Here is a 20526-nt window from a genome sequence, read left to right as displayed (position 1 = left end):
GATCCGGCTCAGAGGACATCGGATTCTCCCTGCGCCCGCAGTGCCTCGACGGCCTGCTTCACCGACTGCGCGTGATCGGTGGTGGTCACCAGCAGCGCATCCGGGGTGTCGACCACCACGATGTTCTCCACGCCGATCAGGGCGACCACCCGCTGGGTGTCCGAGACGACGACGCCGGAGGACTGGTCCGAGTACACCCGGGCCTTCTCCCCCAGCACGGTCATCGACTCCTGCTCACGCGCAGGGTTCAGCCGGGCGATCGCGGCGAAGTCTCCGACGTCGTCCCAGGTGAAGTTCCCGGGAATCACGGCGACGTCCCCGGCGGCCGCGGCGGGCTCGGCCACCGCGTAGTCAATGGCGATCTTGGGAAGCTCGGGCCAGACCCGCGCGGTGACCTCCGCCTGATCGGGAGTTCCCCAGGCGGCCGCGATCTCGGTGAGCCCCGCGTGCAGCACCGGTTCTGCGCGGGCCAGGTGATCCAGCAGCAGCGCGACCGGGGCCACGAACATTCCAGCGTTCCAGAGGTACTCCCCGGAGGCGACGTACTTCTCGGCGAGCTCCTGGCCCGGCTTCTCGACGAACTCTGCAACCTCCCGCGCATTCGGGGCGCCCTCGATCGGTGCGCCATCGACCTGCAGCGGAGCGCCGCGGCGGATGTAGCCGAAGCCCATGGAGGGGTGGGTCGGCGCGATCCCGATGGTGACGATCTTGCCGGTCGCGGCCGTGGCCACGGCCTCGCGCACCGCCTGCTGGAAGATCTCCACCGGGGCGATGACCTGGTCCGCAGCGAAGGAGCCCATGATGATCTCGGGGTCACGTCGGTGCAGGATGGCTGCGGCCAGGCCGATGGCGGCCGCTGAATCCTTGGGCTCGGACTCCAGCACGAGGTCGCTCGCATCGAGCTCGGGGATCTGAACCCGCACAGCCTCGCGGTGGGACTCGCCGGTGACCACCATCACGCGTCGGCCGGTCAGCGGGGCGAGCCGCTCGTAGGTGCCGCGGATCAGGGTGGTGCCGGAGCCGGTGAGGTCGTGGAGGAATTTGGGGGCGCTGGCTCGGGAGAGCGGCCAGAGCCGCGTGCCCACCCCGCCGGCGGGGATCACGGTATAGAACTTGTCCAAGGCTGCCTGAGAAGTCACTTCACCAGGGTAGACCCATCCGCCACCGGGCTCGATCAGCCGCGCAGCGCGCGCGGCGCAGGGCCCGCCCAGCGGCGCAGGGTTCAGGCCAGCGGCGCAGGCTCCGCAGGCCTCTCCAGGAGGGCAGCAGAGTCCGCTCCGGGGGACCGGCCGGGCCATTTCGGAATTGCGTCCCCACATTGCGACTTTTCTACACGCTGTAGAAGTCATTTGGTGCGGACTGTCATTTCGCCTCCGAGCCTGGATCAGGTCTCTGCTCGGCGGCGCAACAATGCCTCCCGGCAGGCACCACGAGCCGCATCGGCCCCCGCGGTGCTCTAGTCTGGTAACTGACAACAGACTCGCGCCGGCGTCACGGATTCCGCACCGCCGCAGCGAAGTAGAAACGTACGTAACTGTGCGGCGCGGAACGCCATGCAACGATGCAGGGAGGTAACAACAGGTGACGCAGACAAAAGGCACCCTCTATAAGGGCCGGGAAGGTATGTGGTCCTGGGTAGGACACCGAATCACGGGTGTCGGGATCTTCTTCTTCCTCCTGGTCCACGTACTCGACACATCTCTCGTGCGTGTCTCGCCAGAGGCCTATGACGCGGTGATCGGCGCGTATAAGAACCCGATCATGATCGTCGGTGAGATCGGCCTGGTCGGTGCGATCGTCTTCCACGCATTCAACGGACTGCGGATCATCCTGGTGGACTTCTGGTCCCAGGGCACCCGCTACCACCGTCAGATGCTGTGGACCGTGATGGGCCTCTGGGTCATCACCATGATCGGCTTCACCGTCCGCCACTTGATGCTGTTCCTTGACGGCTGGGGAGGGTTCTGAAAATGACCACCACAAAATCTGACGCCCTCCTGCCCGCCCAGGGCATCGAGGCCCCCCGCTCCGGGCGGATCGATCCCAAGTACCTGCGCAGCGGCTCCTCGAAGTCCGGCAGCTTCGAGATGGCGGCCTGGGTCTTCATGCGCGTCTCCGGCGCCGCCCTGGTGGTCCTGATCTTCGTTCACCTCACGGTGAACCTGCTGGTCGGCGAGGGCATCCACCAGATCGACTTCGGCTTCGTGGCCGGCAAGTGGGCGAACCCGGTCTGGCAGTTCTGGGACCTGGCGATGCTCTGGCTGGCGATGCTGCACGGCGGCAACGGCATGCGCACGATCATCAACGACTACGCGGAGAAGGACTCCACGCGGATGTGGCTGAAGTCCATCCTGTATCTCTCGGTGATCGTGATCATCGTGCTCGGCACCATGGTCATCTTCACCTTCGAGCCCTGCCTGCTCGACAGCTCCGGCCAGCTGCTCGAGTCCTCCCCCTCCTTCTGCCAGAACGTCTGATGCACCCCGGGGATGACCCGGTGCGCACATCTGCGCGTTCTCATGCTTCCGAACAAGAAAAGAGAGCCACAAGCTGATGCAGGTTCACAAGTACGACGTCGTCATCGTCGGCGCGGGCGGCGCGGGAATGCGCGCGGCCATCGAGTCCGGCCAGCGCGCACACACCGCGGTGCTGACCAAGCTCTACCCCACCCGGTCCCACACCGGCGCGGCCCAGGGCGGCATGTGCGCCGCACTGGCCAACGTCGAAGAGGACAACTGGGAGTGGCACACCTTTGACACGGTCAAGGGCGGGGACTACCTGGTGGACCAGGACGCAGCTGAGGTCATGGCCAAGGAGGCCATCGACGCCGTGCTGGACCTGGAGAAGATGGGTCTGCCCTTCAACCGCACCCCCGAGGGCAAGATCGACCAGCGTCGCTTCGGCGGGCACACTCGCGATCACGGCAAGGCCGCCGTGCGCCGCGCCTGCTACGCCGCTGACCGCACCGGTCACATGATCCTGCAGACGCTGTATCAGAACTGCGTGAAGCACAACGTCGAGTTCTACAACGAGTACTACGTGCTGGATCTGCTCACCGTGGACGAAGAGGTGACCCGTGAAGACGGCACCACCTACATGCAGAAGAAGACCGCCGGCGTCGTCTCCTATGACCTGGCCAACGGCGAGATCCACGTCTTCCAGGCCAAGTCCGTGGTCTTCGCCACCGGCGGTCTGGGCAAGATCTTCAAGACCACCTCCAACGCACACACCCTGACCGCCGACGGCATGGCGCTGGCCTACCGGGCCGGCATCCCGCTGGAGGACATGGAGTTCGTGCAGTTCCACCCCACCGGTCTGGCGGGTCTGGGGATCCTGCTCTCCGAGGCCGCTCGCGGCGAGGGCGCGATCCTGCGCAACTCCGAGGGCGAACGCTTCATGGAGCGCTATGCCCCCACGATCAAGGACCTCGCCCCGCGTGACATCGTCGCCCGGTCGATGGCCAACGAGGTCCGTGAGGGCCGTGGCGCGGGTCCGAACAAGGACTATGTGCTGCTGGACCTGACCCACCTGGAGCCCGCGCACATCGATGCGAAGCTTCCCGATATCACCGAGTTCGCCCGCACCTACCTCGGTGTGGAGCCCTACACCGAGCCGGTGCCGGTGTTCCCGACCTGTCACTACGCCATGGGCGGGGTGCCGACCAACGTCAATGCCGAGGTCCTGCAGGACAACGACACCGTCGTTCCTGGTCTCTACGCCGCCGGAGAGGTCGCCTGCGTCTCGGTGCACGGCTCCAACCGCTTGGGCACCAACTCTCTGCTGGACATCAACGTGTTCGGCAAGCGCGCCGGCCTGGCCGCCGCCGAATATGCCGCCACAGCAGAGTTCGTCGATATCCCCGAGAACCCGACGGCCTTCACCGAGAACCAGCTCAATGCGATGCGCGCCTCCACCGGTGGTGAGCGCACGTCGACGCTGCGCACCGAGCTGCAGGAGACCATGGACGCGAACATGCAGGTGTTCCGCTCCGAGGAGACCATCAAGGAAGCCCTCGCGGTGATCGCTGATCTGCGCCTCCGCTATAAGAACGTGCAGATCCAGGACAAGGGCAAGCGCTTCAACCTCGATCTGCTCGAGGCAGTGGAGCTCGGCTTCCTGCTCGACATGGCCGAGGTCATGACCGTGGCAGCCCTGCACCGCAAGGAGTCCCGCGGCGGACACTACCGCGAGGACTTCCCGGAGCGTGACGATGAGAACTTCATGCTCCACTCGATGATGTACCTGGACCCCGAGTCCTCGACCGACGGCACCAACGGCATCCGCGCCGACACCAAACCGGTCGTCTTCACCCGTTACGAGCCGATGGAGCGTAAGTACTGATGAGCACTCCCACCAAAGAAGCCGCAGAGCCCGCCTCCAAGATCGACATGAAGGAGAGCGGGGGCGGAGGCGAGATCCCCAGCTTCGACGTGACCCTCCAGGTGCGCCGCTACGACCCGGAGTTCTCCGACGAGGCGCGCTGGGATGAATGGACCGTCACCATGTACGGCACCGACCGTGTGCTCGACGCGCTGCACAAGGTCAAGTGGGAGATCGACGGCTCACTCACGTTCCGCCGCTCCTGCGCCCACGGCGTCTGCGGCTCGGATGCCATGCGCATCAACGGTCGCAACCGCCTGGCCTGCAAGGTGCTGCTCAAAGACCTGGACACCTCCAAGCCGGTCCTGGTCGAGCCGATCAAGGGTCTGCCTGTGGAGAAGGACCTGATCGTGGACATGGAGCCGTTCTTCCAGTCCTATCGCGAGATCATGCCCTTCATGGTGAACAACTCCCCGGCACCGACCGGTGAGCGGATCCAGTCCCCCGAGGAGCGTGAGCGCTTCGACGACACCACCAAATGCATCCTCTGCGCCGCCTGCACCTCCTCCTGCCCGGTCTTCTGGACCGATGGGCAGTACTTCGGTCCCGCAGCGATCGTCAATGCGCACCGGTTCATCTTCGACTCCCGCGACGACGCCGGCGATATGCGCCTGGAGATCCTCAACGACAAAGAGGGCGTGTGGCGCTGCCGCACCACCTTCAACTGCACCGACGCCTGCCCGCGCGGCATCGAGGTCACCAAGGCCATCCAAGAGGTCAAGCGTGCGGTGCTGACCCGCAGCATGTAGTCCCGCGGGTCACGAGGTGGGGCGGCGGGCGCGATCGATGCGCCCGCCGCCCCACCTCTTTTTCATCCCACTCCTGGAAGCGGTCAGGTCAGGTCATGGACAGATACGACCGGGCGGCCCCACATCTGAGCGACGTCGGGGTGGGGGCAGGAACCTCACGAACATCGTGGTCGCCGCGGAGGCGCTGGAGCGCGGCATCACCGTGCGCAAGGCCGCCACCAGCCGCCGGATGGTGCTTGAGCACCAGGGCCGCTCGCGCACCGGGGCGGTCGGGAGCACGAACCACAACGACGACCTGGTCAAGAAGATCGCCTCCTATAAGGACGTGGCCAGCAGGCTCTTCCGCGACCTCAAGATCAGCGCCCCGGAGAACGCGGTCTTCACCGGCTCCGAATCGGCCCGCGCCTGGGCCTGGGCCTCTCCCTTCAGCCAGAGCGTGGTCAATCCGCACAACGCCAGGCAGGGAGAGAACGTCCATGCCGGCCTCCAGACCGAGGACGAGTTCCACCGCGCCTTCCGTCGCGTCGCCGCAGTGAGCAGCCAGGTCCTGGTGGAGGAGTTCTACACCGGGGTGGAGCATCGTTGCCTGGTCGAGGAGGGAACCCTGGTCGCGGCCACACGGCGCCGGCCGGCCAGCGTGCTGGGCGACGGGAGGACCAGCATCAGTGACCTGGTCGCGGCGAAGAACCGCGACCGCGGCCCGATCCAGAAGGATCTGATCCTCGACGCGGTCGCTCGGGAGTATCTTCAGCGACACGGCTACCGGCCCGACTCGGTCCCGGACGCGGAGCAGCGCATCTAACCTGCTGAGCACCTCGAATCTGCACACCGGAGGCGATGCGGTGGATGCCACCGAGGAGATCCGAGACGAGGAGCGAGAACTCGTGGAACGGGCCTCCCGGGCGCTGCTCGGTCTGAGGATCGTCGGATTCGATGTGCTCCTGCCCCGCGGCGAGAGCGACGTCCACGCCCCCTCGGTGCTGGAGATCAACGCCAGCCCGATGGTCTCGATGCACCACTTCCCCTGGTCGGGCCAGCCCCGGGATGCGGCTCGCCACGTGGTCGATTCGCTCTTCCCCCGCACTGTCCGGCGCTGACACGCCCCAGTACCTGCCCAGTGCCGGATCAGCGGGCGGCTGCCACGGGTCCCAGTCGGCGGCTGCGGGCGTCGGTGGCCAGCGCGGCCCAGGACGCGCAGAGCAGGTAGATCAGGCTGAGCAGGAAGAAGTAGATGAAGAAGCCCAGCACCGTGGCGAAGGAGGACACGATCAGGTTCCCGCCCTCGACCCCGCTGAGCAGGAAGGTGGAGAGGTGACGCAGCACCGAGGAGCCGACGGCGGCGAGCAGCGCCGCACGCCACAGCACCGAGACCGGCATCACCACGCGTGAGGCCACCCGGAAGATCAGGACCGCGACCAGCACATCCAGGATCAGCGGGACGGCGAGCGTGATCACGGTGCCGACCAGTCCCTGAAGCACGTTCAGGTTCCAGCCCAGCACGCCTTCGCTGAAGTCCAGCACGGACTCCGAGATCAGGCTGGTCGCCGTGGCGGCCAGCAGCATCGTGCCCAGCAGCAGCATCACACCGAGGTCCCGGGTCTTGACCACCACCACGTTCTCGTCCATGAGCGGACGGTCAAAGATGCTCCTGATACCGGAGCGCAGGCCGTTGATCCAGCTCAGCGAGGCCACGGCAGCGACCAGCAGCGAGACCACGAGCGTGAGCCCGAAGCCTTCGGTGTCGAAGAGCTGTTCCTGCGTGGCGAGCCCGTCCTCGCCGATCACCCCGGGCAGCGCGTCGTTGGTCAGCGCCACGATGGTGTCCTGCAGCTCCTGGTCCCCGCCGATGACCAGGCCCGCCACGGAGAATCCCGCCACCAGCGCCGCGGAGACCGAGAAGAACATCATGTAGGCCGCGCCGGCGGCCATCACCGTGCCGTAGTGGAACAGGAAGAGATTCAGGATCCGCATCCCGCGGGTGGTGTCGAGCCGGGTGAGCCCCCAGAAGAGGGTCAGACCGAACATCGATGCCCGTCCGCGTCCCTCCCGGCGGGCGTGGCCCCAGGCGCGCCGCGCCTTGACCTCGCGACGGCGCAGCCCCTCGAGGTCAAGCGGGTTGACCATCCCCGAGACTTCCTCGCGGTCGTTCATCGCCTTCGCGGCAGCTCGCGCGTGACCGGCGATCAGTCCATGCCCGCCGGTCCGCGGGCGCAGCCTGGAGGGGTTCTCACTCACCCGGGGCTCCCCGCGCGGCTCCCGCGCAGGCTCACTGCGGGCTCGCTGGGAGGAAACCGATCCTGTCATAGACCTGTGCGAGGGTCTCCCCCGCCACGGCCCGCGCCTTCGCGGCACCGGTGGCCAGCAGGGCGTCGAGCTGCGCCGGATCCTGGAGCAGCTCCTCGGTGCGGTCGCGGATCGGGCCGAGCTTCGCCACCACCACCTCGGCCAGCTCCACCTTCAGGTGGCCATACATCCGGCCCTGATACTCCTCGACGATCTGCTGCACCGGGCGGTCGGTGAGCGCGGAGTAGATGCTCAGCAGGTTCGAGACCCCTGGCTTCTCGGCCTGGTCGAAACGGATCTCGGCGCCGTCGTCGGTCACGGCAGACTTGATCTTCTTCGCGATCTGCTTATCGGTGTCCATCAGGTTCAGCAGCCCGGCCGGGGAGGTGGCGGACTTGGACATCTTCGCGGTGGGATTCTGCAGGTCATAGATCCGGGCCCCGGTCTCCGGGATCAGCGGCTCCGGGACTCGGAAGGTCTCCCCGTAGCGGTGGTTGAAGCGCTGAGCCAGGTTGCGGGAGAGCTCCACATGCTGCTTCTGGTCATGCCCCACCGGCACCCCGTGCGGCTGGTACAGCAGGATGTCAGCCGCCTGCAGCATCGGGTAGGTGAAAAGTCCGACGCCGGCCGCGTCGGCGCCCTGCCGGGCGGACTTGTCCTTGAACTGGGTCATCCGCGCGGCCTCGCCCATCCCGGTCAGGCAGGTCATGATCCATCCCAGCTGCGCGTGTTCCGGCACGTGGGACTGCACGAACACCGTGGAGCGTTCGACGTCGAGGCCCCCCGCGAGGTACTGGGCGGCGGTGCGGCGCACCCGGGTGCGCAGCTCGGCCGGGTCCTGAGGGACGGTGATCGCGTGCATGTCTGGGATGAAGAAGAACGCGTCGTAGCGTTCCTGCATCTTCACCCAGTTGACCAGCGCTCCCAGGTAGTTGCCCAGGTGCAGGGAGTCAGCCGAGGGCTGCATCCCGGAGAGTACGCGCTCAGTCACAGCAGTTCCTTCGTGTCGTCGGGCAGAGTTCAGGGTCACGCGCCAAGCGTCAAGCGCCAGGCGTGAAGCCGGGGTCAAGGCAGCTGGTAGTCCACGACCAGCGGGGCGTGATCAGACCAGCGCAGCGAATAGTCCTGCGCCCGGTCCACGCGCAGGTTTCCGGCCAGCTCGGCCAGGCCCGCGGTCGCCATGTGGTAGTCGATCCGCCAGCCGGTGTCGTTGTCGAAGGCCTTCCCGCGGTAGGACCACCAGGTGTAGGGCCCCTCGACCTCGCCGGCCAGGGAACGCGCGACGTCCACGTAGCCGAGGTCCTGGAAGTACTGGTCGAAGTAGGCGCGCTCTTCGGGCAGGAAGCCGGAGTTCTTCACATTGCCCTTCCAGTTCTTGATGTCGAGCTCACGGTGACCCACGTTCAGATCACCCATGACCAGCAGATGATCGGTGCGCCCGGCCAGAGTCGGGAGGTACTCGCTCATGTACTGCAGGAACCGCATCTTGTGCTCCTGCTTGGCCGTTCCCACCTCGCCGGAGTGCACGTAGACGCTGACCACGGTCAGCGTGGAGCCGTCCCCTAGGGCGTAGTCGGCTTCGATCCAGCGGCCCTCGTCCTCGGGGTGGCCTTCGCCGATCCCGTTGCGGGTGGCGATGGGGGCGCTGCGCGAAATGATCGCGACGCCGGCCCGGCCCTTGTCGGCGGCCTCGTACTCGTGGACGTGCCAGGCCTCACCCATGGGTTCGGTCATATCGGTGACCAGCTTGGTGAGGATCTCCTCGTTGGCGCGGACCTCTTGGAGCGCGAGGATGTCGATCTCGCGCTCGGCCAGCCATTCGCCCATGCCCTTGCGGTGCGCGGCGCGGATCCCGTTGACATTGACCGAGGCGATCCGGGTCTTCCCGGCAGGCTTGGGGTCGATGATGCGGTGCGGGTGCTCACCGAAGTCTGGTGCCTCCGCGGAGCTCACTGCGCCGTGTGAAGTCGCTGCACCGGTGGTCGTGGCTGTCCCTGTGGAAGTCTCGGTCACGTCGGGTCCTCTCAGTTGACGATCTCGCCGGTGATCGGCTCGTCGTCGTTGTTGTTGCGCTTCTTCGCGCGGCGCGTCTGGTCGCCACGCTGCTCGCCGGGCTCGCCGCCGGACTCCTGCCCGGCATCACGGCTGCCGCGGCCGACGTGCTCGGCGAGCATGTCGCGACCGTTGCCGGCGGTCATCTCGATGGTGTCCAGCGCCCGCTCCACCATGGCCAGGTCCGCCTCTTCGGCTTTGCCGAGCTCCTGGGTGATCACCCGTTTCTGCACCTGGACGATCTTGAAGGAGTGGTCGAGCTTCAGGTTCCGTGCGTGGGTGTCCTCGTCGACCACCGCGGTGCCCCCGAGCGTGTCGGCACGCCGGGAGGCGGCGTCGGCGCGCGCGGAGTCCAGGGTCTGGCCGAACTTCTTGGCCCCGGAGCGCACCGAGATCACCAGAACGGTGGCCAGCAGCAGCCAGCCGCCGGCGATGACGGCGATGATCCAGCCGATCACGTCGTTCTGGTTGGCGGCGAAGATCAGCGCCACCAGCAGCACGGTGATCATCACCGCGAAGCTGATGCCGGAGGTCCTCCGGCCGAAGTTCCTGAGGGTTTCCTGCGCACCAGATGCGCCACCTGTGGGCAGTGACTGCTGAGAACTCATGCGCCTGATTATCCCTGTGATCACGCTCCGATGGCGAATCGCGCCCTGTGCCGCGCAGGTCGGCTGCCCGAGACCGTGCGAAACCTGCTCCACCAGGTGCAGGCCGGGTCTCCTAGGATGGCAGAGAACGTGTCCCGAGCTGTCCCAACGATCCAGGAGGACCTGATGGCCGCACTACCCGAGACTCCCCGCCCCGCGGATGCACCCGAGCGCACCACTTTCATGCGGCGCTACACGCTGGACCCGGCGCTGGCGGATGAGTTCGTCAGCTTCCTGACCAAGCGGGTCATCCCGGCCCGGGAGGAGCGTGGATTCACGGTGGAGTCGATCTGGCTCTCCGACGGCAAGGACGAGCTGACCTGGTTCGTCAGCCGTTTCGGCGACCGTGAGGAGTTCGCGGAGGCGGAGCGGGCCTGGGAAGACTCCCCCGAGCGCGCCGAGATCTTCACTGACGCCCCCGCGTATGTGACCGGCAAGGATCTTCGGGCGGTCACTCGCCTGAGCTGACCTGAGATTGAACCGCCTGCCGAGCGCGTCGGGCGGCGAAGAGCGCCGCCGCCACGGAGGTCAGCATCAGTCCGGCGATCACCAGCGAGCTGGTCACGATCGCTGCCTGGTGGCCCGCCTCGGCGCTGATCGAGAAGTAGATCCCGGTGACCACGGCGATCCCGATCGCGGTGAACACTCGCTGGGCCGTCTGCGCCACTCCCCCGGCGGCGCCCGCCATCACCTCGGGGACCTCACGCATCGAGAGCGTCTGTGCGCTGGGAATGATCAACGCCTGGGAGAGCCCGACGACGGCCAGCGCGGCCCCGATCAGCCACAGCGACCCGTAGTCGGTCACCATCAGTGCGGCGGCGCCGGCCAGGGAGAGCATCGCGACGACGCCGGCGATGGTCCCGCTGACCAGCATCCGGGGGCCCTTGCACTCCACCGCGCGGCCTACCCGTGAGGAGAGCAGCATGACCATCACGGCGCTGGGCAGCGTGACCAGCCCCGCGATCAGCGCACCCTCGCCGCGGCCCTGCTGCACGTAGACCGCCACCACCGCCCAGGTCGCCGGCATGCCGGCGAAGTAGAGGCCCAGCACCAGCGAATTCAGCGTGTAGCTGGGCAGCGTGAACAGCTCCAGGTTGACCATCGGGGCAGCTGCATCGCGGCGCCCGAGCCGGCGCTCCCAGAGCGCCCAGAGCACCAGAACGCCCAGCCCGGCGACGGCCAGAAGCCCGCCGAGCGGGCTGCGGAACGCGATGAAGGGCAGCATCAGCAGCAGCACCGCGATGCTGAGCAGCACCACACCCAGCGGGTCCAGCCGGGCGAGGCCACGGGCCGGCGCTGCCGATGCGGTGACCTCGGGCAGGCGCTCGAGGTCCGCCTGACCGGCCGGCTCGGCGTCGTCCAAGTTCTTCGGCAGCCACCGCACGATGGCGATCAGCGCGACGGTCGTGACTGGGACGTTGATCAGGAAGGTCATCCGCCAGCCGAGGTCTGACCCGGTGGTGTCGATGATCAGCCCGCCCAGCGCCGGCCCGGCAGCCACGGCGACCCCGATGATGGTGCCCATCATCCCGTAGGCCCGCCCGCGGGCGGGTCCGGCGAACAGCCGCTGGATCATGCCGATGATCTGCGGGGTCAGCACGCCGGCGGCGAATCCCATGAAGACCCGCGCGATGTTGAGCACCAGCGGGTTCATCGCCAGCGCGGCCCCCAGGGAGGCGACCCCGAAGAGCGCCACCCCGAACATGAAGAGACCGCGTCGGCCCCAGAGGTCTCCTGCGCGGCCGGCAGGGACCAGTGCCATGCCGAAGGCCAGCGCGTAGCCGGAGAGCACCCACTGGAGATCCGCTGAGGTGGCGCTGAGGCTCTCCTCGATGGCGGGAAGAGCGACGTTGACGATGCTGATGCTCAGCAGCGCCGCGAACAGCGGCAGGAACATCGCCGTCATCATCCGTCGCGAGCTGCCCGTGGGTGAGGTCTGGTTCACCAGCTCACCTTATCCCCGTCGCCCCACCCCGGCGCGTCCTGTGACCGGCCGCATGACGCCGCCGCGAGGCTGCCATGACGGGCCCCTGTCGCACAACGGGGGGCGCCCCGTGAAGGAGCGCCCCCGTAGGACCAGGCGATGACTACCGCCCGAACTGTGACTCGCGGCCGCGCTGTAACTGACGGCCGAACTGTGACTACCGGCGGAACTGGGCCAGGTAGCTCTTGACCTCGGTGCTGAACGCCAGCACCAGCCAATAGGCGGCGACGCCCACGTGGGCCAGCACGAGCACCAGGGTCAGCGGGTCGGCGCCGATGACGCCGATCAGCGTGAACACGATGCCCAGGATCGCGAAGACGATGCCGGTGATCCGCGCCCAGTTCTTGTTCTTCTTGAGTCCGAAGAAGACCAGCAGGTACAGCCCGATGCCCACGATGAGGCTGACCCAGATGAAGCCGGTCAGCAGCCCTCCGAACAGGTCCGCAGCCTCGGCCGCCTCGGCCGCGGTCATCCCCTGCTGCTCCATGCCGGTGATCATCTCTTGTCGGGTTGCGTCATCGCTGAGGAACAGGCCAGGCAGCGCGCTCACCACGTAGATCGCCAGCGAGACCAGAGTCAGCGTCTTGAGCAGGCTGTACTTCTTGGGCTCTGCGACCGGTCCGCCGTAGCTGCCCGGCGCGTACGGATCGGTGCCGTACTTCGACGCGGCCTCGCCGTAGCCGCCGGGCTGGCCGGGCTGGCCGGGCTGGCCGCCGTAACCGCCGGAGGGGTTGCCGCCGTAGCCGCCGGACGGGTTGTTCCCGTAACCGCCGGGCTGGCCGCCGGGCTGGTCTCCGTAGGGAGGATTGCTCATGTCGACTCCTTGTTCATTGCTTGTGTTCACGAATCACTCTAGGCCCGGTTGGCCGGTCTCACTCGTAGCGAAGCGCCTCGATCGGGTCCTTCTTCGCCGCTCGCGCCGCCGGCAGCGTGCCGGCGAGGAAGGCGATGAACACGATCAGCGCGGTGATCCCGGCGATCGCCAACGGATCCACCGCGAAGAGCGTCAGTCCGGCCACCGCGCCCAGCGGGCCGCCTTCACCGGTGAGCCAGGCGTTGCCGACGAGTCCGGCTCCGAGTCCGAGCACCACACCGATGACCGAGCCCAGGATGCCGATGACCACGGCCTCCATGGAGAAGAGTCCGAAGACCTTCCCGCTGGACATGCCCAGCGCCTTCATCAGGCCGATCTCTCGGGTGCGTTCCTGCACCGACATCAGCAACGTGTTCACGATGCCGAAGCTTGCCGCGAGCAGCGCGATCAGGCCGAAGCCGGAGAGCACCCAGGAGACCGCGTCGATGACGCCCTGGACGGCACCGATCTGGTCCTCCACGGTCAGTCCGAGGAGGTCCTGATCGATCAGGGCGTCCTTGACGCCCTGCTCGCTGGCCTCGATGTTCTCCACATCGACCACCGCCATGGTGTAGGCGTTCTGCGCCTGGCCCTCGTAGCCCTCCATGGAGAGCTCGTTGAGCTGCTGGTTCAGCTCACGGGAGGGCATGGGGGTGGCGCCGATGCCGGAGAGCGCCTCCTCGGAGACGCCGACGATCTCGGCCTCCACCGTGGACTGTTCCCCGGTCACGTTGCTGATGCCGATCTCGACGGTCTCCCCGATGACCTGCTCGGCATCTTCGGTGTCGAAGATGGTGAGCCAGTCCTCCGGGATGCTGAGCTCCATGCCGTCTTCGCCGGGGGCCTCTCCGGCCGCAAGCTCGAGTCCCAGCGCATTGGCCGGCACGTCGAGCTCCATGTCATAGCGCTCCCCGTCGGGGGTCTCGATGAAGTCCGGTGAGACGAAGACCATCGGGTCCACGGAGGAGACGTTCTCGATCTGCTCGATCTCCTCGATGTCCGAGTCGGTGAGCACCCCGCCGCCGGAGCCGGGTCCGAACATCCCACCGGTGCTCGCTGCGGCCTCGGGGTCGTATTCGGCCGGACCATCGGTGGGCTCTGCGTCAGAGGCTCCGGTACTCATCACGAACATCTGCGAGGAGCCGCCGAAGCCGGCGACGACGGTGTCGACATACTTGTTGACACCGGCGCCGAGACCCGAGGTCAGGGTCAGCGTGAAGGAACCGATGACGATGGCGACCACCGTCAGGGCGGTGCGCAGCTTGGAGCGGAAGGTGTTGCCCAGCGCGGTGCGCGCGACGTCGACTGACCTCATGCGTGCACCCCCGTGGCGCCGTGCTCTTCGGTGACGATCTCGCCGTCCTGCATCATCAGCCGGCGCTGGCATTTCGCGGCCAGGTCCTCATCATGGGTGACGACCACCAGGGTGATGCCATGATCCCGGTGCAGCCCGAAGAGGATGTCCTCGACGATCTCTGAGGTGACCGTGTCGAGGTTGCCGGTGGGCTCATCGGCGAAGAGCACCGTGGGCTTGTTGACCAGCGCGCGGGCGATGCAGGCGCGCTGCTTCTGACCGCCGGAGAGGTTGGTCGCCTTGTTCTTGGCCTTGTCGGCCATGTCCAGCTGCTCCAGGACCTCCATGCCGCGGCGGTTGCGCTCGGACTTGCCCATCCCCGCGATCTTCAGCGGCAGGGTGATGTTCTCCAGCACCGTCTGGTTGGGGTTGAGGAAGAACTGCTGGAAGACGAAACCGAAGGTGTCATTGCGCAGCTGGGAGACCTTCTTGGGCTTCAGCGCGGTCACCGGCTCACCACCCAGCGCGACGACGCCGGAGGTCGGCTCATCGAGAAGCGCCAGCAGATGCATGAGGGTGGACTTGCCGGAACCTGATTTCCCCACGATGGCGACGGATTCACCCTCGTGGATCTCGAAGGTCAGGCCCTTGAGCGCGTCGAAACGGGTGGCGCCCTTGCCATAGACCTTGACCAGGTTCTCGGTCTCGAGAACAGGAGTGGACATTGATGACCTTTCATCGTGCTCGGAGGTGCTGCGGAGACCTGCTGCGAGGCCGCCTGGCAGCCAAAAGTTGAACTACCAGCTCATTCTCGCGGATGACGGCTCCGAGGGCATCGACCCAAAGGATGAACTCGCCCGATGCCCCGACTCTGCGAGAATGCGTCGATCCCGCTCTCACCAGGGGACATCACCGCGAGTACACTGCCACTCATGCCCGTTGAACATGCGATCCGCGCCACAGGTCTGACCAAGCGCTATGGAGATTTCACTGCCGTGGACGGCATCGACTTCACGGTGAACCGAGGCGAGTCCTTCGGCCTGCTCGGACCCAACGGTGCGGGCAAGTCCACCACCATGCGGATGATCGCCGCCGTGGCCTCGCGCAGCGCCGGCACGATGTCGGTGGCCGGACTCGACCCGGAGCAGAACGGCCCCGAGGTCCGAGCCCGGCTGGGGGTGATCCCGCAGCAGGACAACCTGGACGAGGAGCTCAGCGTCCGGGAGAACATCATCATGTATGGCCGCTACTTCGGGCTGCCGCGCCGCTGGCTCAACGCCAAGACCGAAGAGCTGCTGGAGTTCGCCCAGCTCAGCCACAAGGCGACGGCCCGGGTGGAGGACCTCTCCGGGGGCATGAAGCGTCGGCTGACCATCGCCCGCGCGCTGGTCAACGAGCCGGAGATCCTGCTGCTCGATGAGCCCACCACCGGGCTGGACCCGCAGGCCCGACACATCCTCTGGGACCGGCTGTTCCGGCTGCGTGAATCCGGGACCACACTGGTGCTCACCACCCATCATATGGACGAGGCCGAGCAGCTCTGCGAGCGCCTGATCGTGGTCGATGAGGGCCGGATCATGGCGGAGGGCTCCCCTGCCGGACTCATCCGCGACCATTCGACCCGGGAGGTGCTGGAGCTGCGCTTCGGGATGGACCGCAACCAGGAGCAGGCCCAGCAGCTGACCGCGCTGCTCTCCTCCGGCGCCGCGAGTGCCAACGGCGCCGCAGCCGCCGACGTCGGGGTCGGCGTCGGCGTCGGCGTCGGCTTCAGCCACGTGGAGGTGCTGCCCGACCGGCTGCTGGTCTACGCGGGCTCCGCAGAGTCCGCGCTGGAGCAGATCCACGCCGCCGGACTTCGTCCGATGACCTCCCTGGTGCGCCGGTCCTCCCTGGAGGACGTCTTCCTGCGACTGACCGGGAGAACCCTTGTCGACTGATCGACTCACCGCGGATCCCGAGCTGCAGCAGCCGGTCAGCCAGGCCGCGGACAAGCAGACCATGGCCGGCCGGGCCCGACGCTTCGGCGCGCTGCACCAGGCCGAGCGCACGCTGCGCAGCATGCGGGCCTACGGCACCGTGATCCTGTTCTCCTCGGTGAGCCAGCCGATCATGTACATCCTGGCCATGGGCCTGGGGCTGGGCGTCCTGGTGGGCGAGGGCGGCGACTTCGCCGAGTACGGCGCGAGCAGCTACCTGATGTACATCGCGCCGGCGATCCTGGCCTCCACCGTGGCCATGGCCGCAGGCATCGAGTTCACCTTCCCGGTGATGGAGGGGTTCAAGTGGCGCCGACTCTACTACGGCGCCCAGGCCTCGCCGTTGAGTCCGGGCCAGATCGCCTCCGGGCACATCCTCGCGGTCAGCGTGCGCTTCGGCATCCATGCGGCCATCTTCACCGTGGTGCTCTACCTCTTCGGCGCCATCAGCTCTCCGCTGGGCGTGCTGATGATCGCCAGCGCGATGCTGGGCGGGCTGGCGATCGGGCTGCCGATCATGGCGTATGTGTCCACGCTGCGCGATGAGAAGGGGCAGATGTCGTTGATCCAGCGCTTCGTCATCATGCCGCTGTTCCTGTTCTCCGGCACGTTCTATCCGCTCACCAACCTTCCCGGGTTCCTGCAGGTGCTGGGCTGGTTCTCCCCCATCTGGCATGCCAACGAGCTGGGCCGGGTGCTCGCCTTCGGCCAGCCCAGCCCCGCCTGGTTGATCCTGCTCCACGTGCTCTACCTGCTGGGGATCACGGTCGCGGCCTGGCTGGCCACGGTGCGGATCTTCACCCGCCGGCTCGGACTCGAAGAATGGCGGGGCCGGACACCGGGCGCCAAGGCTGACGCCAAGCGCCAAGAGCGGCTCGCGGTGAAGGACGCGGCCGACAGCACTGCACCCGGTGGCGCTGCGCCCGACAGCACCGCGCTGCCCCGGATCGCCTTCCGCCGTGGGTTCGGCGCGAACTACTACTCCGGCAACATTCGTGCGGTGTTCGGCCGCGGCCTGACCGCGATCCGGAACAACCGCGGGGTCATCTTCCTCTCCGGTCTGCTCGAGCCGGTGCTGTTCCTGACCTCCTTCGGGCTGGGCATCTCCCCGATGATCGCCGGGGTCGACGCCGAACAGGTGGGCCTGCGCGGCGGCGGGACGATCAGCTACGCCGCATTCATCGCCCCGGCGCTGCTTGCGGTCTCGGCGATGAACGGCGCGATCTTCGACTCCACCTGGAACGTGTTCTTCAAGCTCAAGATCACCAAGCTCTACCGGACCATGATGTCCACCTCACTGGGCCCGGTGGACGTGGCGGTCGGCGAGATCTGCCTGGCACTCTTCCGCGGCGGGATCTACGCGCTGGGCTTCATCGGCGTGCTGCTGGTCGGCGGCCTGATCGACCCGCTGGCCGCGGTGCTGATGTGGTTCACCGCGCTCTTCGTCGCCCTGGGCTTCGCCTCGGTCGGGATGGCGGTGACCTCGTTCATGACCCGGTTCCAGCAGATGGACTGGATGATGATGGTGCTGATGCCGATGTTCCTGTTCTCGGCCACGCTGTTCCCGATCAGCGTCTATCCCGCCGGAGTCCAGGCGTTCATCCAGGCGCTGCCGCTGTGGCACGCCGTGGAGCTCATGCGCGATATCGCGTTCTGGGACTTCAGCGGCCTGACCCTGGTGCACATCGGCTACTACCTGGTGATGATCGTCGTCGGGCTCGCGCTGACCACCTACCGGATGAAGAAGCTCTTCCTCCGCTGATCCCACCCCATCCCCACCCGTTGAGGGGCGGATTCTCCGAGCATTTAAGGCCATCTGGCCCTTGAGATGTGCGTAGAATCCGCCCCTCAACGGGTCTGGAGTGACTCTTCTCTCGATTGACCCTGCTGTTTCGTTAATGCAACTCATTAGCGATAGTCTCTGGATGCCCGGACAGGCCCGTCACCTCGGCCCGTCCCAGATCCGGAGGTCCCTGCAAGTGCGCACCATCATCCAGACCCACGAGCTCAGCGTGCGGTCCGAGACCGGGGAACCTCTGCTCCGCGACATCAGCCTGCACGTGGAGCAAGGAGAACGGATTGCTCTGCTGGGGCGTTCAGGGTCCGGCAAGTCCCTGATCTCCTCCTGCCTCGCCGGAGGCCTCTCCCCCACGCTGGCGCGCACGGGCGAGATTGAGATCTGCGGCCGCCGCATCCGTGACTCTCACTCGGTGAGCGTGCGCGACGTGGCCGCGGTGCGCCAAGACAGCTCGGATGCACTGAATCCGCTGGTGCGCATCGGCGCGCAGCTGATGCTGCCGCTCAAGCGTGGTCGGTCCAGGGTTGATCGCAAGGCATCAGGCGGCGCGTGTGACGCGCACGTCCTGGACCTGCTCGACGCCGTCGGGCTCCATGACGGGCATCGCATCGCTCGTTCGTTCCCCGCTCAGCTCTCGGGGGGACAGCGTCAACGAGTGTGCATCGCACTTGCGCTGGCGTGCGGGCCCCAGGTGCTGGTCGCGGATGAGCCGACCACCGCCCTCGACGTGGTCTCACAGGCCACAGTCCTGAGCGCCCTGAGCTCGAATCTCTCTCCGGCGACAGCTGTCGTCTTTGTGACCCATGACCTCTCAGTGGCATCAGGTCTGTGCCAACGCGCCGTCGTCTTGGAGGCGGGCCGGATCGTGGAGGATTCGGCGATGCGAGATCTCATCGCGTCTCCGGCACATCCCACCTCGGCCGCTCTGGTCACGGAGGCGATGCGTCGCTCGGAGCCGGTCTCATGAGCCAAACACGACACCTCGACCAGGGTGCACCCGAAGGCCTGCTCGAAGCCGTGGGGGTTGCACGGGTCTTCCCCGCTGGCCGCGGAGGAAGTCCAGTGGTGGCGGTCCGCGATGCGAACATCAGCATCCAGTCGGGGCAGCGCAGAGCGTTGATCGGCTCTTCCGGCTCCGGGAAATCAACCCTGCTCTCTCTGCTCCTCGCCGCAGATCGACCGACGCGAGGCTTCGTGCGATTCGAGGGGACCGCCGTCCATCCTCGGAGGACCTCCCAGATGCGCGCCTTCCGACGACAGGTGCAGTTCATCCCCCAGGACTGCGCGGCCAGTCTGGATCCGCGGATGAGCGTCGAACAGCTCGTCACCGATCCCTTACGCAGGCTGAAGCTCCCCGGTGACCACCAGCTGAGAGCACGTGACGCTCTCGAGCAGGTGCATCTCCCGGCATCTCTGATGGCAAAGAAGCGCGCCGAGATCTCCGGAGGCCAGGCTCAGAGGGTTGCGATCGCGCGGGCCATCGCCATCGGGCCCAAGACCCTGCTCGCTGATGAACCGGTCAGCGGCCTGGACCTCCCGCTCCGAGACCAGGTGCTCTCGCTTCTGCGTGAGCTCTCCTCAGTTCGCGGTCTCGGCGTGCTTTTGGTGACCCATGATCTCGATGCCGCACGAGCCCTCTGCCACGACGCGGTCGTGATGGACCACGGGTCACTCGTGGAGCGGGGAGAGATCAGTCGCCTGATGGACCACCCGGAGCATGCCGCCACCGCACGGCTGGTGCATTCCATGCCGCGCATCGCTCCCGAGCTCAGGGACGCGCACCGAGAGCACCGAGGCCGGCACTCTTGAGACGCCGATCCCGCAGGAACCCCCCGGAGGCCTCGACGTTGCTGGGAGCGCAAGGGGTCTTCAATCTCGGTTTCTACGCCGTCGTCCCGTTCATCGCCATCGTCTTGGCCGAAGATTTCGCCCTGGGCGGGGCTGCGGTAGGACTCGTGCTCGGCGTCCGGACCGCAGCCCAACAGGGCATGTTTCTTCTCGGAGGGATCCTGGCGGACCGTTATGGAGCTCGATCGCTGATACTCACCGGATGCGCCGTTCGCGCCGCAGGTTTCGGCACTCTCGCGGCATCTGTGAGCTGGCAGCACTCCCTGACGATATTCATCCTCGGCACCGTCCTCACTGGTCTCGGAGGCGCCCTCTTCTCTCCGGCACTGAACACTCTGGTGGCGCGGACGCAGGCGCAGCGAGAAGACCGTGATCTCTCCACCACCGCGAAACCCACCCTCTTTGCAGCTCTCTCGGTCGTTGGAGAGACTGGCGCCGCCATAGGACCCTTCCTCGGAGCTGCTCTGCTGGGGTGGGGATTCGGTGCGGCGGCGGGCGCGGGGGCGGCTCTCTTCGTTCTCGTCGGGCTGCTTCTTGGATGGCTTCTCCCCCGGCCTCCGCACAGGGCACATGCCGTCCCTCAGCCAGCTGGGAGGGGGAAGCTCGTCCGGGGATCTGGCGGGATTCCCCCGCGACGGCGCTGCGCGAGTCTGCGTCACCGT

The 20526-nt window shown here is 66.9% G+C and carries 20 protein-coding genes and 1 pseudogene; 12 read left to right on the top strand and 9 right to left on the bottom strand.

The window, feature by feature from the left end; all coding sequences use genetic code 11:
* Nucleotides 1–8: 8 nt before the first annotated feature.
* Complete coding sequence (locus EV640_RS05175) at nucleotides 9–1139, bottom strand: mannose-1-phosphate guanylyltransferase (RefSeq protein ID WP_243832238.1); 1131 nt, start codon at nucleotides 1137–1139, stop codon at nucleotides 9–11.
* A 442-nt stretch (nucleotides 1140–1581) separates the two neighbouring features.
* On the opposite strand from EV640_RS05175, the gene sdhC reads away from it, so the two are divergent.
* The 6 genes from sdhC (at nucleotide 1582) to EV640_RS05145 (ending at nucleotide 6226) form a co-directional block, all read left to right on the top strand.
* The gene (sdhC, locus tag EV640_RS05170) at nucleotides 1582–1968 is read left to right on the top strand and encodes a succinate dehydrogenase, cytochrome b556 subunit (RefSeq protein ID WP_084479674.1); all 387 of its coding nucleotides are present in this window, start codon (nucleotides 1582–1584) and stop codon (nucleotides 1966–1968) included.
* A 2-nt stretch (nucleotides 1969–1970) separates the two neighbouring features.
* Nucleotides 1971–2477, top strand: coding sequence for a succinate dehydrogenase hydrophobic membrane anchor subunit (locus EV640_RS05165; protein ID WP_051501354.1), 507 nt, complete (start codon nucleotides 1971–1973; stop codon nucleotides 2475–2477).
* A 76-nt stretch (nucleotides 2478–2553) separates the two neighbouring features.
* Complete coding sequence (sdhA, locus tag EV640_RS05160; RefSeq protein ID WP_036476791.1) at nucleotides 2554–4341, top strand: succinate dehydrogenase flavoprotein subunit; 1788 nt, start codon at nucleotides 2554–2556, stop codon at nucleotides 4339–4341.
* Nucleotides 4341–5129, top strand: a complete 789-nt coding sequence (locus EV640_RS05155) for a succinate dehydrogenase iron-sulfur subunit (protein ID WP_133725999.1) — start codon at nucleotides 4341–4343, stop codon at nucleotides 5127–5129. Before sdhA ends, EV640_RS05155 begins: the two co-directional genes overlap by 1 nt.
* A gap of 166 nt (nucleotides 5130–5295) precedes the next feature.
* Nucleotides 5296–5931 (top strand): hypothetical protein, encoded by a 636-nt coding sequence (locus tag EV640_RS05150; protein ID WP_133725998.1) that lies wholly within the window; start codon nucleotides 5296–5298, stop codon nucleotides 5929–5931.
* Nucleotides 5932–5971: 40 nt separating this feature from the next.
* Nucleotides 5972–6226 carry a hypothetical protein gene (locus EV640_RS05145; protein ID WP_133725997.1) on the top strand — a complete coding sequence of 85 codons (255 nt, stop codon included), beginning with the start codon at nucleotides 5972–5974 and terminating at the stop codon, nucleotides 6224–6226.
* 28 nt (nucleotides 6227–6254) lie between these two features.
* Here EV640_RS05145 and EV640_RS05140 read toward each other — a convergent pair whose 3' ends face one another.
* From EV640_RS05140 to EV640_RS05125, 4 genes are all read right to left on the bottom strand, one after another.
* Nucleotides 6255–7364, bottom strand: a complete 1110-nt coding sequence (locus EV640_RS05140) for a YihY/virulence factor BrkB family protein (RefSeq protein ID WP_036476785.1) — start codon at nucleotides 7362–7364, stop codon at nucleotides 6255–6257.
* Nucleotides 7365–7395: 31 nt separating this feature from the next.
* A complete protein-coding gene (trpS, locus tag EV640_RS05135) occupies nucleotides 7396–8442 on the bottom strand; it encodes a tryptophan--tRNA ligase (protein ID WP_051501352.1) in 1047 nt (348 codons plus the stop codon).
* A 35-nt stretch (nucleotides 8443–8477) separates the two neighbouring features.
* On the bottom strand, nucleotides 8478–9320 hold the full coding sequence (locus EV640_RS05130) for an exodeoxyribonuclease III (RefSeq protein ID WP_036476928.1): 843 nt from the start codon (nucleotides 9318–9320) through the stop codon (nucleotides 8478–8480).
* A 116-nt stretch (nucleotides 9321–9436) separates the two neighbouring features.
* On the bottom strand, nucleotides 9437–10072 hold the full coding sequence (locus tag EV640_RS05125; protein ID WP_200869331.1) for a hypothetical protein: 636 nt from the start codon (nucleotides 10070–10072) through the stop codon (nucleotides 9437–9439).
* 165 nt (nucleotides 10073–10237) lie between these two features.
* Between EV640_RS05125 and EV640_RS05120 the strand changes: the two genes are divergently transcribed.
* Nucleotides 10238–10579 (top strand): hypothetical protein, encoded by a 342-nt coding sequence (locus tag EV640_RS05120; protein ID WP_133725995.1) that lies wholly within the window; start codon nucleotides 10238–10240, stop codon nucleotides 10577–10579.
* Here the strand turns inward: EV640_RS05120 and EV640_RS05115 are convergent.
* The 4 genes from EV640_RS05115 to EV640_RS05100 form a co-directional block, all read right to left on the bottom strand.
* On the bottom strand, nucleotides 10563–12056 hold the full coding sequence (locus tag EV640_RS05115) for an MFS transporter (protein WP_133725994.1): 1494 nt from the start codon (nucleotides 12054–12056) through the stop codon (nucleotides 10563–10565). The two genes, EV640_RS05120 and EV640_RS05115, sit on opposite strands and share 17 nt — an antisense overlap.
* A 196-nt stretch (nucleotides 12057–12252) precedes the next feature.
* Entirely contained in the window at nucleotides 12253–12909 is a 657-nt protein-coding gene (locus EV640_RS05110; RefSeq protein ID WP_133725993.1) for a hypothetical protein, read from the bottom strand.
* 58 nt (nucleotides 12910–12967) lie between these two features.
* Nucleotides 12968–14263 carry an ABC transporter permease gene (locus EV640_RS05105; protein ID WP_133725992.1) on the bottom strand — a complete coding sequence of 432 codons (1296 nt, stop codon included), beginning with the start codon at nucleotides 14261–14263 and terminating at the stop codon, nucleotides 12968–12970.
* On the bottom strand, nucleotides 14260–14967 hold the full coding sequence (locus EV640_RS05100; protein WP_036476763.1) for an ABC transporter ATP-binding protein: 708 nt from the start codon (nucleotides 14965–14967) through the stop codon (nucleotides 14260–14262). Before EV640_RS05100 ends, EV640_RS05105 begins: the two co-directional genes overlap by 4 nt.
* Nucleotides 14968–15174: 207 nt before the next feature.
* Here EV640_RS05100 and EV640_RS05095 point away from each other — a divergent pair, with 207 nt between their 5' ends.
* From EV640_RS05095 to EV640_RS14030, 5 genes and pseudogenes are all read left to right on the top strand, one after another.
* A complete protein-coding gene (locus EV640_RS05095) occupies nucleotides 15175–16179 on the top strand; it encodes an ABC transporter ATP-binding protein (RefSeq protein ID WP_133725991.1) in 1005 nt (334 codons plus the stop codon).
* A complete protein-coding gene (locus EV640_RS05090; RefSeq protein WP_243832237.1) occupies nucleotides 16169–17980 on the top strand; it encodes an ABC transporter permease in 1812 nt (603 codons plus the stop codon). The genes EV640_RS05095 and EV640_RS05090 overlap by 11 nt, the downstream gene beginning before the upstream one ends.
* Nucleotides 17981–18197: 217 nt before the next feature.
* Nucleotides 18198–18983 carry an ATP-binding cassette domain-containing protein gene (locus tag EV640_RS05085; RefSeq protein WP_166645874.1) on the top strand — a complete coding sequence of 262 codons (786 nt, stop codon included), beginning with the start codon at nucleotides 18198–18200 and terminating at the stop codon, nucleotides 18981–18983.
* Complete coding sequence (locus EV640_RS05080; protein WP_235181082.1) at nucleotides 18980–19825, top strand: ATP-binding cassette domain-containing protein; 846 nt, start codon at nucleotides 18980–18982, stop codon at nucleotides 19823–19825. The genes EV640_RS05085 and EV640_RS05080 overlap by 4 nt, the downstream gene beginning before the upstream one ends.
* Nucleotides 19822–20445 (top strand): annotated as a pseudogene (locus tag EV640_RS14030) (MFS transporter); the annotation flags it as partial. The gene EV640_RS05080 and the pseudogene EV640_RS14030, both read left to right, overlap by 4 nt.
* Between the last annotated feature and the right edge of the window lie 81 nt (nucleotides 20446–20526).

It is taken from the genome of Nesterenkonia aurantiaca, assembly GCF_004364585.1.
Classification (GTDB): Bacteria; Actinomycetota; Actinomycetes; order Actinomycetales; family Micrococcaceae; genus Nesterenkonia; species Nesterenkonia aurantiaca.
Note: the sequence above shows the minus strand (reverse complement) of the source record. Positions and strands in the feature narration are given on the sequence as shown.